Consider the following 14,485-nt stretch of genomic DNA (forward strand, 5'->3'; position numbering starts at 1 on the left):
CCCTTATTTATTTTTCATCTCCCCTGTGGGAGAGCAGTTCCTGACTAACGAGATACTCCATGAGCAAAGACATTCACGATTCACGAATTCTCATTTTAGATTTTGGTTCGCAATACACGCAATTAATCGCACGTCGTATACGTGAAATTGGTGTTTACTGTGAGCTGTGGGCTTGGGATGTAACAGAAGAGCAAATCCGCGAGTTTAACCCACAAGGTATTATCTTGTCGGGTGGCCCTGAGTCAACAACGCTTGATAACAGCCCACGTGCTCCAGAGTATGTATTTAATGCAGGCGTGCCTGTACTTGGTATTTGTTACGGCATGCAAACAATGGCAATGCAACTTGGCGGAAGTGTACACAGCTCAGATAAGAAAGAGTTTGGTTATGCGCAAGTTGAAAAAGTAGGCAACTGTGCGTTATTCGATGCTATTGAAGATCACATTACAGATGGCGGCGCAGGCGTACTTGATGTATGGATGAGCCACGGCGATAAAGTAATGGAAGTACCTGATACTTTCAAAACGACTGCTAAAACATCAACGTGTCCACATGCTGCTATGTCATGGGAAGAAAAGCGTTTTTACGGCGTACAATTCCACCCAGAAGTGACACATACTCACCAAGGTCTTCGTCTTCTTGAGCGTTTTGCGATTGATATCTGTGGCTGTGAAAAGCTTTGGACACCTGCAAAAATCATCGACGATGCGATTGAGCGAATTAAAGAAACAGTCGGTGACGATGAAGTTATCTTAGGTCTTTCAGGTGGTGTTGATTCATCGGTTGTTGCGATGCTTATTCACCGTGCGATTGGCGACAAGCTGACTTGTGTATTTGTTGATAACGGTTTACTTCGTTTAAACGAAGGCCAACAAGTCATGGATATGTTTGGTAACAAGTTTGGCCTAAACATCATCAAAGTAGATGCTGAAGATCAATTCCTTGCAGATCTTGCCGGTAAATCAGACCCAGAAGACAAGCGTAAAGCAATTGGTCATACATTTATCAAAGTATTTGATTCAGAAGCGAAGAAACTGAAGAATGCACGTTGGTTAGGTCAAGGTACTATCTACCCAGACGTGATCGAATCTGCTGCATCAGCAACAGGTAAAGCACACGTAATCAAGTCTCACCACAACGTAGGTGGTTTACCAGACGACATGGAAATGGGTCTTGTTGAGCCTTTACGTGAGCTATTCAAAGACGAAGTACGTAAAATCGGTCTTGAGTTAGGTTTACCGTACGACATGCTTTACCGTCACCCATTCCCAGGGCCAGGTTTAGGTGTACGTGTACTGGGCGAAATCAAGAAAGAATACTGTGATTTACTTCGCCGTGCAGACGCTATCTTTATCGAAGAGCTACACAAAGCTGAGCTTTACCACAAAGTAAGCCAAGCGTTTACGGTATTCCTACCTGTTAAATCAGTCGGTGTAATGGGTGATGCGCGTAAGTATGATTGGGTTGTATCACTGCGTTGTGTAGAAACAATCGACTTTATGACAGCACGTTGGTCACACTTACCTTATGAGTTCTTGGGGGTGGTGTCTAACCGTATCATTAATGAAATTGATGGTATCTCACGCGTTGTTTACGATATTTCAGGTAAGCCACCTGCAACTATCGAGTGGGAATAATCCTTTTATTTCTGTAACTACCGTATAAAAAACGGCGGATTAGCTTGCTAATTCGCCGTTTTGTTTATTTTGAAAGCAGTTGAACCACAAACTGTGTTTTTTTACTTTACCTTTATAAAAAGCTCTATATAATTCATCGTCATTGCAGGGGCGTAGTTCCAATTGGTAGAACAGCGGTCTCCAAAACCGACGGTTGGGAGTTCGAATCTCTCCGCCCCTGCCATTTCTTCCCGCTTTACTTTAATCGCAAATCTCCCTATATTACTTGCTCTTAATCATGATTGAGTTGTTATGAATCCAAGTTACGCTGCGATATTTTCTGTACAATCTTTAGAGTTAAACCAACACTATCGAACAGTGCCTGATGTTCAAGTAGAACATGCGCCAATGTCTGAGCAAACGCCGCTTACACTCTCGTTACAGTTTCATCATGATCTTGAAAAAGCATGTGCTCCTTTGGTGATTACACACGTTGTCAAAGCGCCAAATATAAGCTGGCAGGATGGCTGTTTAGCCTTACCAAGTGAGAAACTTAACAGTGAGCAAAAAAAACAATTGTGGTCTTTAATTGGTGAACAACTTGATAAGCTTTAAGCCTGTTGATGCAAATTATATAACTCAGCTAATGACAATCGAAAATGCCTGTCACAGTCACCCATGGACCGAAAAAACCATGTTGTCGTGTTTAGCTGGACGTTACTTTAATCTTGCCGCTTTTAAAGGTGATGAGATGCTTGGTTTTTACATTGGTGAGCAAGCTGGGCCTGACTACACGTTAATGGATATTTGTGTGGCGCCAAGTCATCAGGGGCAGGGCATTGCAAAGCAGCTTTTAGATGCTTTTATTCATCATGGTGAGCAACAGCACGCTGAGAATCTATTTTTAGAAGTGCGAGAGTCAAACACGCGTGCCATTGCACTATATGAGCGTGCAGGTTTTTCTCATATGTCGGTGCGAAAAAATTATTATCCGACAGCAACAGGTAACGAAGATGCCATTTTAATGGGCTTAACTTTACGCTTCTAGCGTTTAAGAAGCCTTTTTTAACGCACTGATAAGCATTTCGTAACTTTGTTCTATTTGCTGGGCTTGGTTACTGCGTAGTGCCGTTTCGAGTTGCCCCGCAGTCTCATGGATTTCCTCAAAGCTAAAGCAACCCGCACTGCCTTTTAGACTGTGTGCCAGCGAGCGTAATGCTTCCCACTCTTTAGTTCGGTACAACTGCACGACTTGGTTGAGGTAGTCAGGTAATTTAGAACGGTAGTTGTCGTTAATTTGCTGGAACTTCTCACTCTTGAGTAAATTTTCCCACTTGTTTTGACTGTCTTTTTCAATATTTAAATAACTAACCAGCACTTGCTCAAGGGCATTTTTATCAATCGGTTTTGCAAGTGCTTCATCGCAGCCTGCTTCGAGATAGGTGTCAACATCGGTTTTCATTACATTTGCCGTAAGCGCGATGATTGGGCCATCGTAGGCTGCATGGCGCAGCATTTGCGTCGCCTCTAAACCACCCATAACAGGCATTTGCATGTCCATAATAATGAGTTGGTAGTCATTGACGAGTGCCATTTCAACGGCTTCTGCGCCGTTTTTCGCGATGTCTGGCTCAAGTCCCCAGGTCTGTAATAACAGTTTGATAAGCAATTGGTTATCAGGGTTATCTTCGGCGACCAATATATTTGCATCAAAACTATTTGAGGCAAAAGAAAGCTGTAGATCTTTACTGGGTGACAATTGCTCTAAGTTATGAATAAAGGCGTCATTTTGTTGTTGCTCTGGTTTTAGGTGACACGCAATTTGCACTGTAAAACAGCTGCCTATACCGGGCTCGCTCTTAAGGTAAACATCCCCTCCTAATAGCTGAGCCAAGTTTTTCGAAATACAAAGTCCTAACCCAGTACCGCCAAAGCGGCGAGTTGTTGTGGCATCGGCTTGTTCAAACGGTTTAAACACCCGTTCAACTTCGCGCTCTGACATACCAATACCTGTATCTTGAATCGCAAATTCTAGATATTGTTTTGCACTGTTGTAGCGAATATCAATGGAGATATGCCCTTGTTCGGTAAATTTCACTGCATTACTAGCTATGTTGATTAATATTTGCTTTAAACGGGTCGTATCACTGTTAATACTTTTAGGAATTGGCAGGCTGTAGTTAATTGTAAACTCTAATCGTTTTTCGTTTGCCAGTGGACGAATAATCGAATCAAGATCATGAATTAATTGGACGACTGAGCATGGCCCACACTCTACAGCAAGCTTCTCAGCTTCAATCTTTGATAAGTCGAGAATGTTATTAATGAGCTCAAGCAGGTGTTTTGAGTTTCTTAAAATAGTGCTTAAATGCTGGTCGTCATTCACGGCATCTTTATTGTGTAGTAGCTGTTCGGTAAACCCCATAATGGCAGTAAGAGGCGTGCGAATTTCATGACTCATATTCGCTAAAAAACGACTTTTAAGTTGATTCGCTTGTTCAGCTTGTGCAATGGCTATTTCAAGCTTGTTGTTCATTGCTTCAAGTGCTTTTGTACGGCTTTCAACTTTATCTTCTAGGTGGTGTTTATACTCTTTTAACTCATCTTGATAATGACGAATCTGGTTCACCATGTGGTTAAAGTCGTTAAATAATACACCGACTTCATCATTGGTGTGGGCGGGTAAATACACCGATAAGTCACCATCTCCAACGCGATGGCTGGCCGCACCCAATAACTCAACAGGGGTGAGTAGTAAATTGCGTACCACAATATAAATTAAAATGGGTAACGAAATAACCGAGATGATCACAATCAGCGCGGTGATTAAACTAATGGCTTTACCAGATTGGTAAAGTAAATCTTTGGGCGTGGTCGATACATAATAATCGCCATCGGTCATTTGTACCGCATAAATAATACGCTCTTCTTTATCGATACTCGACAATTCAATGCTAGACAGCTTGCCATAATCGGCCAAGCCTTTAATTTGTTCTAATTCATACTCACTTAAATAGTTGCCCCGTAAATCGTAGTCGGAGCTAAAGAGTATTTGCCCTTTACTGGTCAAAAATAGGTTTAAGGTGTTATTAAAAGGGGCTTCTAAAATACTGGTGTTCAAAATTGATGGCTCAACATGAACAACGATAAAGCCTAACTCTTGGGGTCGTTTTAAGTAATAGTCGATATTGTAAATAGGGTGCACAAAATAAAGACTGGTTGAGCCGTCTTCTTTGGGGATCATAAATTGTTGTTGACGTAAATTAGACTGTAGAACTTGATCAAAAAACGGGTAACTTTTAGGTGCAGGAGTTAATTGGCTCGAATAAAACGCATCACTTTTACCTTGCGAGTCAACATAGTTAATGCTGACAATATCAGGGTACGCTTCTGAGTAACTGGCAAATACATTCATTAACTCGCCGAGGTGTTCTATATACTGATTTTTCGAATTAGGCTCGCGTGCTAAAAAATCGGCAAGTACCGGAGAGGTTGATAAAAGGCGAGTGATGGAATGAAATGAGTCAATATAGTTGAAAATTTTATGCTGTTGCTGCTCAACAAAGCGACTCACAATAAGCTCTGCTTGTTTTTTTGTTGAATTGGTCACATTGGTTAACGTAAAGCCACCTAAAAACAACAAAGGTAAGATCACTAATGGCGTGATATACCATAATAATCGAATACTGAGCTTACTGGTTTTCATGACCTAAATTGATATCCCTCCGTGCAATTTGTCAATAGTATGCGTTACAACTTGATTACACAAGCTTAGCAAAAAAGTGAACAACGAAAATTGCTTATCAAGGGGGAATAATTACTTACAATCGCTGCTTTTTTGGCTAAGACAAACAGGGTATAATGCCCGCAATTCTATTTTATTTTTCAGTGCGCACCGAGGCCTCTCGTTTTTAGAGCCGCTAGGTGTGCTTTGTTATGACTAAAAGCAGCTTACATGTCTAATTTAACTACCGAAATTAATAAACGACGCACCTTTGCGATTATCTCGCACCCTGATGCCGCCCAGCCTTTCAACGCTTAAAATCACCTTTCATTGCACACCACAATCACATCTCTACGTACTGAATTTAAAGGCTTTTTGTCTTTTTCTCGTTTATTTGCTTTTCAATGATGTTCAAGCGTAACCTCGGAAAGTGTGTACAAACTTGAGTACAAATTCCGTTTTAAAGGCCTTTGGCGAAAATTCCATGACACAAATCTGGCTGTAGGCCTTGTGGTTACTGGGTTTGATGAAGAAAGTACCTCCTGCTTTTGATACTTTGGTTTCGACATTACAAAAGCGGAATAAATGCGATCATCTCTAGTTTTTTGTTTATAAGCTTATGAATTTAAAGGGTTCGTCATTGTGTTTTTTGGTGTGTCATCGTTGCGAGTGTACAAACAGTGTGTACAAATTTTTCTCGTTAGGCATGTTGATTGCTATTCATGACACAAACCGCCTTGTAGCCCTTGTTATTCATAGGTTTGAGCTGAAAAGTACCTAATAGCAACATTTGTGTTTTGATAAGGCTGATCTTCTGAACAAATCATGCATCTTTCTGACCATCAACAAGTGATGAATCAGGCGATGATAGTTTTACATTGATTTTCAGGAGAATGTAGATGACAGCAGTAGCGCACCAGGTAACCCCTTTTCTAACGTCTTACGAAGTGATGGCTCGTTACCACATTAGCTATACGACGCTCTGGCGAAGAATAAAAGATGGCAGCTTGCCGCAACCTCGTATTAACCGAAATACACGAAACAAGCTGTGGCACATTGAAGATTTGGAGGAGTATGAGAAGAAAGAGGACTGAGCCTCTTTCTTTTACTGTCCGAAACGCCAGTTGAACGGAAAGCCTGTCGGCTCGATGATGGTCTCTAGCTGTTGATACCAAACGTCGTAAGCATGACGCATTTCATCCAGGTACTGATATTGGTTGTAGATAGCATCCAACCCTTTTTTGCTGTGGCCAATCATCAACTCGGCAACTTCTTGCGTCGTGATGGCAGACATTCGCGTTCGCATCGTTCTGCGAAGATCATGCATAGACCAATGTTCCATCTCAATACCAAGCGATCTGCGAGCCCAGATTTTCACATTATTAGGAATAGTGGTATCAAAGCCATTTGTGGCAAGCTCTTCTTGTCCGTTCGCGGGAAACAAGTAGGTTGATTTGCTCATCTGCATCGCCAGTTCAATCAGCTCAATAGCTGGCTTAATCAATGGCCGCATGATCGGCGCTCCTATTTTCTCTCCTTGTTTACGGATCTCTATAGGCACTGTCCACATTGCAGATTGCAAGTCAAAGTGATGCTTTTCAGCTTGAATGAGTTCGCCCTTGCGACCGCCCAATAGCAGAAGCAATTTTATGTAGATGCGATTCTTCTCAGTGATTTTTGACTCATGCAAATAGCGCCAAAGTATCCTGATCTCGTTGTCATTTAGCACCCGAGTTCGTTTGCCTTTCTTACCGCCAACCTTCTTCGCTGTGATCCCAGCGGCAGCGTTAATTTCCAAGATCTGTTCATCAATCAGCCAGTCATAGAACTTATGCAGTACAGACACTAGGCGTTCTGTGTTTGACGGAGACGATTCCGAAACCTCACGAAGACAGTTTCTTAAGGACAATTCATTGATGTCAGTTAATGGGTACTTGCCAAGTCGGGGCAGCAAATATATTTCACTGCTTCGCTTTTGGTAGTGCCACGTTTTCTCCTTTAGCCCTTGCTTACCGGCAGAGTCTATCCAGTCTCGAAAAATCGATTCGAAGCTTTGGTTGGCAGAATACTTGGCCCGTTCCTGCTGTAGATAGAGCTTGGGGTTTCTGCCCTGATCAAGTACCGCCCTTAACCTATCCAGCTCATTCCTAGCTTCAGCAAGCTTCATAAGTGGGTAAGTACCTATGTCTACCCGCTGTTGCTTGCCATCAAACCGATAACGAAACTGAAAAACAATTTTGCCCTTGGGCGATACCCGAGCACTTAGCCCATCTCGGTCGGCTTTTACTACGGTTTCTTTTGCTTCTTTATTTAACCTGGCATCGAGCCAGCTAACTGATAACGCCATGTTATAAGCCCAGCCCTAGTTTTGATTTTAAAGATTGTTTACGTGATTCTGCTTTGGGTTCTGGCGCTGTACTCACAGAAGTAATTTCAACTTCTGGTGCATGGCCATCCACCGGTGCAGATGTCGTGGATAGATTGGGTTGGCTCATGTGAATTAACCCAAAGGTGGCCAGCATCCGCAGACGCTCAGCGCGTTCCCGTGGTGGCGTCTTTTCCAATTCTTTGAGTAGTTCTGGGTGGCTCCCTGGGGGAATGTTGACGACAACTCTCATGATCACGCCCCATAAAACCAGAAGCCTCGGACGTTCGCCAAAACAGACTGTTCCGGCACGATGATCTTGCTTCGTGAAAAAATCTCCTTGGCCGCTTCCTTATAAGCCATGGCTCCACCTCCGGCGATCAATACCAAGTCCGCATTAATGCTTTCGTCGCGCATAGATTGGCGCATGGCTGTAAGAGCGACAGGCGCTACCTTTTTCATGGCAGCATTCAGATAAGGTGAAATATCGACTTTTTCTCCAAATAGCAGGACCTGCAAGTCGCCTGTTCTCATGGCTTTTTCAAGTCGATCCATTCCTACTTTGGCACCGTGATCTTGTGAAATCAGCTTATCAATGGTTTCCAGTAGCACGGACATTGCCTGAAGGCTGGTTCCTGAAGAGCTGTAGCGAATTTCTCCGGCCTCAAGGGCAACCCAGTCAACAGAAAAAAAGCCGGGATCTATGACGACGACGCGACCTTCTTCGATCAAGTCCAAATCTCCACCTGTTTGAACCAGATCCATATAGGCACCGGCAGGCTGCGGCAGCACTTTGACGTCATGAACGGTGATGCTGCGCTTAGGCGTCACTTGATGGACACCTTTTAAACGCTGCACAAGGTCAGACTTACGTTGTGGTTCATGAAACTGGGAAACCGGTAATCCAGTGACAACCAAATCGATGGACTCTGTTTCAGCCATTAACAAGGCGGCATGAAAAAGCGCCCTATAGGTTTTTGTGGTGGGATATTCCGGGTGAAGCTCTCGTTCCCAGCCTTGAAGGCGTCCAGCAGGAACACCAGCGGCCCAACGCTCATTATCGACAGACACATACAAACAAGTGTCATCATCGCCTCCATCGATACGCTCTGGCATACGATCCGCAGGACCGGCACCCGCAGGTAGAATAATGGTTTTCGGTTCACTGCCTGATTGGCCAATTGCCAACTTCAGGTTTGAGTAACCGATATCTACGCCTAGTACAAACATACTTATCTCCTGTGCACTCAAAGTGCTCTAACGGTTTTCAATCAACCGCACTGGCCATGCTTGGGCTATTCCAAGTGCTCTGGCGGTTCACTCAAATGTCATTATCAGGATTCGGTGCACTGGCGGTGGGCAGAAAGGTGACAAATCCTTTCATCTATCTGCCTATTGCATTTTCGCAAAAGTATGAGAATAGGCTCTGTTTGGCGGCGGATGACTGAGCCAAAAAAATCGAGACGCCAAACGTCGTTTGCATTCTGGCCTGAACTCGCCAAACGGTTTATATCTTCATGGCGATACGTCTTTTTAGGCGTTTTTAAGTGAAATCGGCCTGTATCCCTTGTCAGGTATGGGATTGCGCGAGTTGATTTATATCGAGACGCCAAACAGTGATTGTTACGGCAGTTTTACGTTTGGCGTTTCGATCCAAAAGCCAAACGGATAGTGGTTTTGGCTTTTGGGGTTAATTGGATGGGGAAATTGGTTTGGTAGAAATCGTCAATGAACAATGGAAAGCAGAGGTATCAGATTTACTTCAGCAAGAAACGGACAGGCTAAAAGCGCTGGCACGAGCTGAAGTTGATGACTTTTGGGTTACCCATTACAAGGTTCGAGAGAATGAGCCCTTTAAAGACTGGGGTCTGCTTGGTGTCCGTATCAGAGACTTTAAGTATGGCTTTGGCATAGAGTGGTACATCAACAGTTTTCACGGTCAACGAGGCAAGCGCGTGGTCTTTAGCAAGGGGCTGCGTATTTCAAAGACGAAGCTGAGATACGCATTTTTAGACTGCCAAGGTTTGGCCAAAGAATGGGAGTTAGCGCTAGCCATGGAGAAAGAAGAATTCTTCAGTGATATTCGACGCCAGGTTGATAAGCTCAACATGCTGCGTCGAAGGGTGAATGCTTATTGCTAGGGCTTTAATTTTTACGAAATCTTTACGCCTTCATCAGGTATCAATCTAGAAACTTTACACCGCTCCAACCTACTGTACTGATTCGGTTTTCTCACTAAGGAACGTTATGGGCTGGTTATTGTTATTAATACTTGGCGTGTTAAGCGCCATTTTGATTGTTGCCATGTTGGCACCTGAAAAGTTTTAAGGAATCACTGATGGAAGTGCTACTAATATTTACATTAGCTGTGCTGTTAGCATGGCCATTGGGTCGTTACATGACCGGTATATTCTCTGCGGGATCACACTGGAGTGATAAGGTTTTTTTGCCAATAGAAAATGGCATATTTAAACTACTGGGTATTAACCCACGTCATGGCATGACATGGAAAAGTTACGGTATCGCGTTTTTGTTAAGTAATTTAGTGCTCGGCATTATCGCCTATTTACTGTTGCAATTTCAGCATATATTGCCCCTTAACCCTAATGATATTGAGGCATTAGATTGGGACTTGGCGCTGCATACGGCGGTTTCGTTTTTAACCAATACAAATCAACAGCACTATTCTGGGCAGGCTCAGCTGAGTTATTTAAGCCAAGGTTTTGTCATTCTTACCTTGCAGTTTGTTACTCCGGCAATGGCATTGGCGGTCTGTGTTGCGGTATTACGCGGCATGTTAGGAGGCCGTAATGCAACAACTGCAAAAGAAGGTGAAGAGCGTAACTTAGGTAATTACTATCAAGATACCGTGCGTGCAGTGCTGAGACTGATGCTGCCACTGGCTGCGATTGTTGCACTTGCGCTAACCAGTCAAGGTGTGCCTTCAAGTTATCAGGCGAGTCCAACGGTGGACGTGGTTGAACAACAACAAACGTTGAGCGAACAAACGATCCCACTAGGGCCGGTTGCGGCTATGGTCTCAATCAAGCAATTAGGCACTAACGGCGGCGGCTGGTTTGGCCCTAACAGTAGTAATCCTTTAGAAAACCCAACCCCAGTCAGTAACGCGATTCAAACCATTGCCTTGGTATTGGTGCCGATGGCAGTGGTGTTTATGGCCGGTGGCCTATTGCGCCGACAAAAATTTACCTTGTTATCGCTTGCGGTCATGGGATTGCTTAGCTTGGCCTTTATTGGTGCCGCTGTTTACAGCGAGCAGCAGCCTAATGCCGCCTTTGCTGGGTTAGCTCAAGAGGCCGGAAATATGGAAGGTAAAGAAGTTCGCCTTGGGACTGACTTATCGGCGCTCTGGGCCACATTTACGACTCAAACCTCTAACGGCTCTGTGAATGCTATGCATGATTCACTTAATCCGATTGCTGGGCTTGTTACCCGCTCGGGGATGTTGATCAATGGTATTTGGGGCGGTATTGGATGTGGTTTTGTGAACTTTCTGGTTTATGTGTGGTTAGCGGTATTTATTGCCGGCTTGATGATTGGCCGCACCCCTGAAATTTTTGGTCGTAAGTTGGAAAAGCGTGAGCTCAGTTGGTTAGGCGTGCTATTAGTGCTGCCAAGTGCAGTGATCTTAACCTTTACTGCTATCACAGTGGCATTTCCTGCATTAACAGGCAATAGCAACCCAGGCTTACATGGCGTTGCCCAAGTGTTTTATGAGTACACCTCTGCCTTTGCAAACAATGGTTCTGGTTTTGAAGGACTGGGGGATGACACCACATGGTGGAATCTAAGTTGTGTGGTGGTACTAATTTTAGGCCGTTATGTACCTTTGGTTATTCCACTATTAATTGCTGGTTCGTTAGCGAAAAAGCGTCAAGTGCCTACCAGTGCCGGTACTTTACCACTGTATAACGTCACGTTCGCTGTCACTTTAATTACAGTGATCCTGATTATTAACTTCCTGTCATTCCTACCGTCTATGGTATTGGGTCCGATTGGTGAAGCTCTTGAGATATCACAGCAAGCCGCTGTGGTGCTAGCGCAATAGCAGTATGCAGGTGAATAAAATGAATAATACATCAAAATTAACACAAGCCAGTTGGCAGGCTTTTGCCAAACTTCATCCTAAACTGGCGGTTAAAAACCCCGTTATGCTAGTCGTGTGGGTGGCCACCCTGTTAGCTATGGTTATGACGGTGCAACAGTTTGTTGCCGGTGACAATATTGCGTTTGCTTTGGCTAGTAGTTTAGTGCTGTTTTTTACTCTATGGTTTGCCAATTTTGCGGAGGCCATTGCCGAAGCACGCGGACGCGACCAAGCGAGTAGTTTAAAAGCAACGCGTCGAGACTTAACTGCTTTACGGGTTGACGGTAAAACGCAAAGCCAGATTTCTGCAAGTCAATTAAAAGCCGGTGATATAGTTTTGGTTCACAGTGGTGAGTTGATCCCAGCCGACGGTGAAATTGTCACTGGCGTGGCAACTATCAACGAATCGGCATTAACCGGTGAATCAGCGCCGGTACTTCGCGAAGCGGGTACAGATCATTCAGGTGTTATTGCCGGTACTAAAGTGCTAAGTGGCACAATTACAGTGCAAGTAACCGCAGAATCAGGACACAGCTTTCTTGATAAAATGATCAGCCTAGTTGAAGGCACTAACCGTCAAAAAACACCTAATGAACTGGCCTTAACGGTGCTGTTGGCTGCCCTAACTTTAGTGTTTTTAATTGCTGTTGCCACTTTACCGGCAATGGCGGGGTTTGTCGGTATTGAGCTGGATTGGTTAATGTTAATTGCACTGGTGGTGTGTTTAATTCCGACCACTATTGCAGGCTTGTTACCGGCGATTGGGATTGCGGGTATGAACCGTGCTTTGGGTGAAAATGTTATTGCAAAGTCAGGTAAAGCCGTTGAAGTTGCCGGTGATATTGACACCTTACTACTTGATAAAACAGGCACGATTACCTTTGGTGATCGCCAAGCAACAGCGTTTTTTCCGGTCTCAGGGGTTGCTGAAAGTGAATTAGTTGCTGGTGCACTTTGGAGTTCATTGCAAGATCCCACTCCAGAGGGAAAATCAATTGTTCAGCTTGCTGAGCAAGGTGAATACAGCATTCCAACGTTAACTGAGCAAGATGAGTTTACCCCATTCAGTGCACAAACGCGTCTTTCGTCAATACAACTAGCAAGCGGTGAATGTTGGGTAAAAGGGGCAACTGATGCGGTAAAAAATTGGGCGCAACAACGTGACCTCACAGTGCCAAGTAGTTTAGATTCAATCGTCACGCGCGTTGCACAACAAGGTGCGACCCCTTTGGTGGTTGCCAGCGAGAAAGGAATTTTAGGGGTTATTCAACTCTCTGATGTGATCAAACCTGGTGTTGCCGAGCGCTTTGCTGAGTTAAGAGCATTGGGCGTACGTACTGTCATGATCACCGGTGATAACCCTATCACGGCTGGTGCAATTGCGGCTGCGGCAGGGGTGGATGACTTTGTGGCTGAGGCAAAACCTGAAGATAAACTTGAGCTGATCCGCAAAGAGCAAGCACAAGGTCGACTCGTAGCGATGGTGGGCGATGGCACGAATGATGCGCCTGCACTGGCGCAAGCAGATGTGGGTTTAGCCATGAATTCAGGCACGCAAGCTGCGAAAGAGGCGGGTAACATGGTGGATTTAGATTCCGATCCCACTAAATTACTTGCTGTTGTTGCGGTGGGTAAACAAATGTTGATCACCCGTGGCGCATTAACCACCTTCTCATTAGCAAACGATGTAGCAAAATACTTTGTGATTGTACCTGCGGTGTTCGCCAGTGCAATGCCAAGCATCAATGCGTTAAACATTATGCAGTTACCCGATCCGAAAATGGCTGTGCTGTCGGCACTGATATTTAATGCAGTGATTATTCCAGCCCTAATTCCACTGGCATTAAAAGGTGTGAAAATTAAGCCTATCAGCGCAGAAAAGCTGCTACGCAACAATATGTTGATCTTTGGTCTGGGCGGGATTGCGCTGCCGTTTATCGCCATTAAAGTGATTGACCTACTACTTAACGGAGTATTTTAACCATGAATAGATTACATCATAGTTCTGGACAGGCACCGTGGCGTCCTGCAATCGGCTTGGCTGTTAGTATGTTGGTAATTTGCGGCGGCTTTTATGCGGCGATTATAACAGGCCTTGGCGGTATGTTATTTCCCACTCAAGCAACAGGCAGTTTAGTGATGGTTGAAGGTAAAGCGATGGGATCGGCGTTAATCTCTCAGCCATTTACGAGTACCGTGTATTTTCATGGCCGACCAAGCAGCGCTGATAATGATCCTATGGCAACGGGGGGCAGTAATTTAGCGCCATCAAACCCTGAGTTACGCGATAGAGTGGCGCAGCAAAGCGCTGCACTGGCTTCGACCTATCAACTTGAGCCTGAGCAGTTACCGGTAGATTTGCTGGCCAGCTCTGGGTCGGGAGTGGATCCACACATTAGCCCAGCCGCTGCGGCGTTACAGGTGGAGCGGGTAGCGCAAGCTCGGGGGATCAGTACGGAACAAGTATCGCAATTGGTTGCGCAATATAACGAGTCTGCACAATGGGGAATTTTTGGTCAGCCTCGGGTTAATGTGCTGCTGTTAAATTTAGCTCTTGATAAAAATTACCCTCTATAAATTAACTAGTTAGTCGATTGTGATGCGGGACAATCGACTGCCGCTCTCGTCTTAGTACAGAGCTGTTTCTCTCCCGCTTTTTTATAGGAAAACAA

At 44.5% G+C, this 14,485-nt stretch carries 11 protein-coding genes and 1 tRNA gene; 8 read left to right on the plus strand and 4 right to left on the minus strand.

Annotated features, from left to right (window positions below; genetic code table 11):
* Positions 1-59 precede the first annotated feature (59 nt).
* The 4 genes from guaA to rimI all read left to right on the plus strand — a co-directional run bounded on the left by guaA (position 60) and on the right by rimI (position 2,664).
* Complete coding sequence (guaA, locus tag BM378_RS18670; protein WP_065978447.1) at positions 60-1,637, plus strand: glutamine-hydrolyzing GMP synthase; 1,578 nt, start codon at positions 60-62, stop codon at positions 1,635-1,637.
* A 146-nt stretch (positions 1,638-1,783) separates the two neighbouring features.
* Positions 1,784-1,860, plus strand: a tRNA-Trp gene (locus tag BM378_RS18675).
* A gap of 68 nt (positions 1,861-1,928) precedes the next feature.
* Positions 1,929-2,231, plus strand: a complete 303-nt coding sequence (locus BM378_RS18680) for a hypothetical protein (protein WP_036970608.1) — start codon at positions 1,929-1,931, stop codon at positions 2,229-2,231.
* Positions 2,218-2,664 carry a ribosomal protein S18-alanine N-acetyltransferase gene (rimI, locus tag BM378_RS18685; RefSeq protein WP_065978446.1) on the plus strand — a complete coding sequence of 149 codons (447 nt, stop codon included), beginning with the start codon at positions 2,218-2,220 and terminating at the stop codon, positions 2,662-2,664. The genes BM378_RS18680 and rimI overlap by 14 nt, the downstream gene beginning before the upstream one ends.
* A gap of 3 nt (positions 2,665-2,667) precedes the next feature.
* On the opposite strand, the gene BM378_RS18690 is transcribed toward rimI, so the two are convergent.
* The 4 genes from BM378_RS18690 to BM378_RS18705 form a co-directional block, all read right to left on the minus strand.
* Positions 2,668-5,322: a hybrid sensor histidine kinase/response regulator gene (locus BM378_RS18690; RefSeq protein ID WP_036970603.1), complete on the minus strand. Its 2,655-nt coding sequence runs from the start codon at positions 5,320-5,322 to the stop codon at positions 2,668-2,670.
* 1,123 nt (positions 5,323-6,445) lie between these two features.
* Positions 6,446-7,687, minus strand: a complete 1,242-nt coding sequence (locus tag BM378_RS18700; protein ID WP_025441390.1) for a tyrosine-type recombinase/integrase — start codon at positions 7,685-7,687, stop codon at positions 6,446-6,448.
* Between the two features lies 1 nt (position 7,688).
* Positions 7,689-7,835 carry a hypothetical protein gene (locus tag BM378_RS20485; RefSeq protein WP_171040449.1) on the minus strand — a complete coding sequence of 49 codons (147 nt, stop codon included), beginning with the start codon at positions 7,833-7,835 and terminating at the stop codon, positions 7,689-7,691.
* A gap of 125 nt (positions 7,836-7,960) precedes the next feature.
* The gene (locus tag BM378_RS18705) at positions 7,961-8,935 is read right to left on the minus strand and encodes a ParM/StbA family protein (RefSeq protein WP_074989759.1); all 975 of its coding nucleotides are present in this window, start codon (positions 8,933-8,935) and stop codon (positions 7,961-7,963) included.
* Positions 8,936-9,399: 464 nt separating this feature from the next.
* On the opposite strand from BM378_RS18705, the gene mobI reads away from it, so the two are divergent.
* The 4 genes from mobI to kdpC all read left to right on the plus strand — a co-directional run bounded on the left by mobI (position 9,400) and on the right by kdpC (position 14,390).
* Positions 9,400-9,846 (plus strand): conjugative transfer protein MobI(A/C), encoded by a 447-nt coding sequence (gene mobI / locus BM378_RS18710; protein WP_074989760.1) that lies wholly within the window; start codon positions 9,400-9,402, stop codon positions 9,844-9,846.
* Positions 9,847-10,043: 197 nt separating this feature from the next.
* Positions 10,044-11,774, plus strand: coding sequence for a potassium-transporting ATPase subunit KdpA (gene kdpA, locus BM378_RS18715; RefSeq protein WP_227006838.1), 1,731 nt, complete (start codon positions 10,044-10,046; stop codon positions 11,772-11,774).
* 19 nt (positions 11,775-11,793) lie between these two features.
* Positions 11,794-13,794 (plus strand): potassium-transporting ATPase subunit KdpB, encoded by a 2,001-nt coding sequence (gene kdpB, locus BM378_RS18720; protein ID WP_256213688.1) that lies wholly within the window; start codon positions 11,794-11,796, stop codon positions 13,792-13,794.
* 2 nt (positions 13,795-13,796) lie between these two features.
* Positions 13,797-14,390 carry a potassium-transporting ATPase subunit KdpC gene (kdpC, locus tag BM378_RS18725; protein ID WP_074989762.1) on the plus strand — a complete coding sequence of 198 codons (594 nt, stop codon included), beginning with the start codon at positions 13,797-13,799 and terminating at the stop codon, positions 14,388-14,390.
* The last annotated feature ends 95 nt before the right edge of the window (positions 14,391-14,485 follow it).

Origin of the sequence: Pseudoalteromonas lipolytica, assembly GCF_900116435.1 — a bacterium.
Classification (GTDB): Bacteria; Pseudomonadota; Gammaproteobacteria; order Enterobacterales; family Alteromonadaceae; genus Pseudoalteromonas; species Pseudoalteromonas lipolytica.

Excerpts from the sequence above, each read along its gene's own strand:
- BM378_RS18680 (WP_036970608.1), top strand. The coding sequence starts at position 1,929 with ATGAATCCAAGTTACGCTGCGATATTTTCTGTACAATCTTTAGAGTTA.
- BM378_RS18690 (WP_036970603.1), bottom strand. The coding sequence starts at position 5,322 with ATGAAAACCAGTAAGCTCAGTATTCGATTATTATGGTATATCACGCCA.
- guaA (WP_065978447.1), top strand. The coding sequence starts at position 60 with ATGAGCAAAGACATTCACGATTCACGAATTCTCATTTTAGATTTTGGT.
- kdpB (WP_256213688.1), top strand. The coding sequence starts at position 11,794 with ATGAATAATACATCAAAATTAACACAAGCCAGTTGGCAGGCTTTTGCC.
- kdpC (WP_074989762.1), top strand. The coding sequence starts at position 13,797 with ATGAATAGATTACATCATAGTTCTGGACAGGCACCGTGGCGTCCTGCA.
- BM378_RS18700 (WP_025441390.1), bottom strand. The coding sequence starts at position 7,687 with ATGGCGTTATCAGTTAGCTGGCTCGATGCCAGGTTAAATAAAGAAGCA.
- kdpA (WP_227006838.1), top strand. The coding sequence starts at position 10,044 with ATGGAAGTGCTACTAATATTTACATTAGCTGTGCTGTTAGCATGGCCA.
- BM378_RS20485 (WP_171040449.1), bottom strand. The coding sequence starts at position 7,835 with ATGAGCCAACCCAATCTATCCACGACATCTGCACCGGTGGATGGCCAT.
- BM378_RS18705 (WP_074989759.1), bottom strand. The coding sequence starts at position 8,935 with ATGTTTGTACTAGGCGTAGATATCGGTTACTCAAACCTGAAGTTGGCA.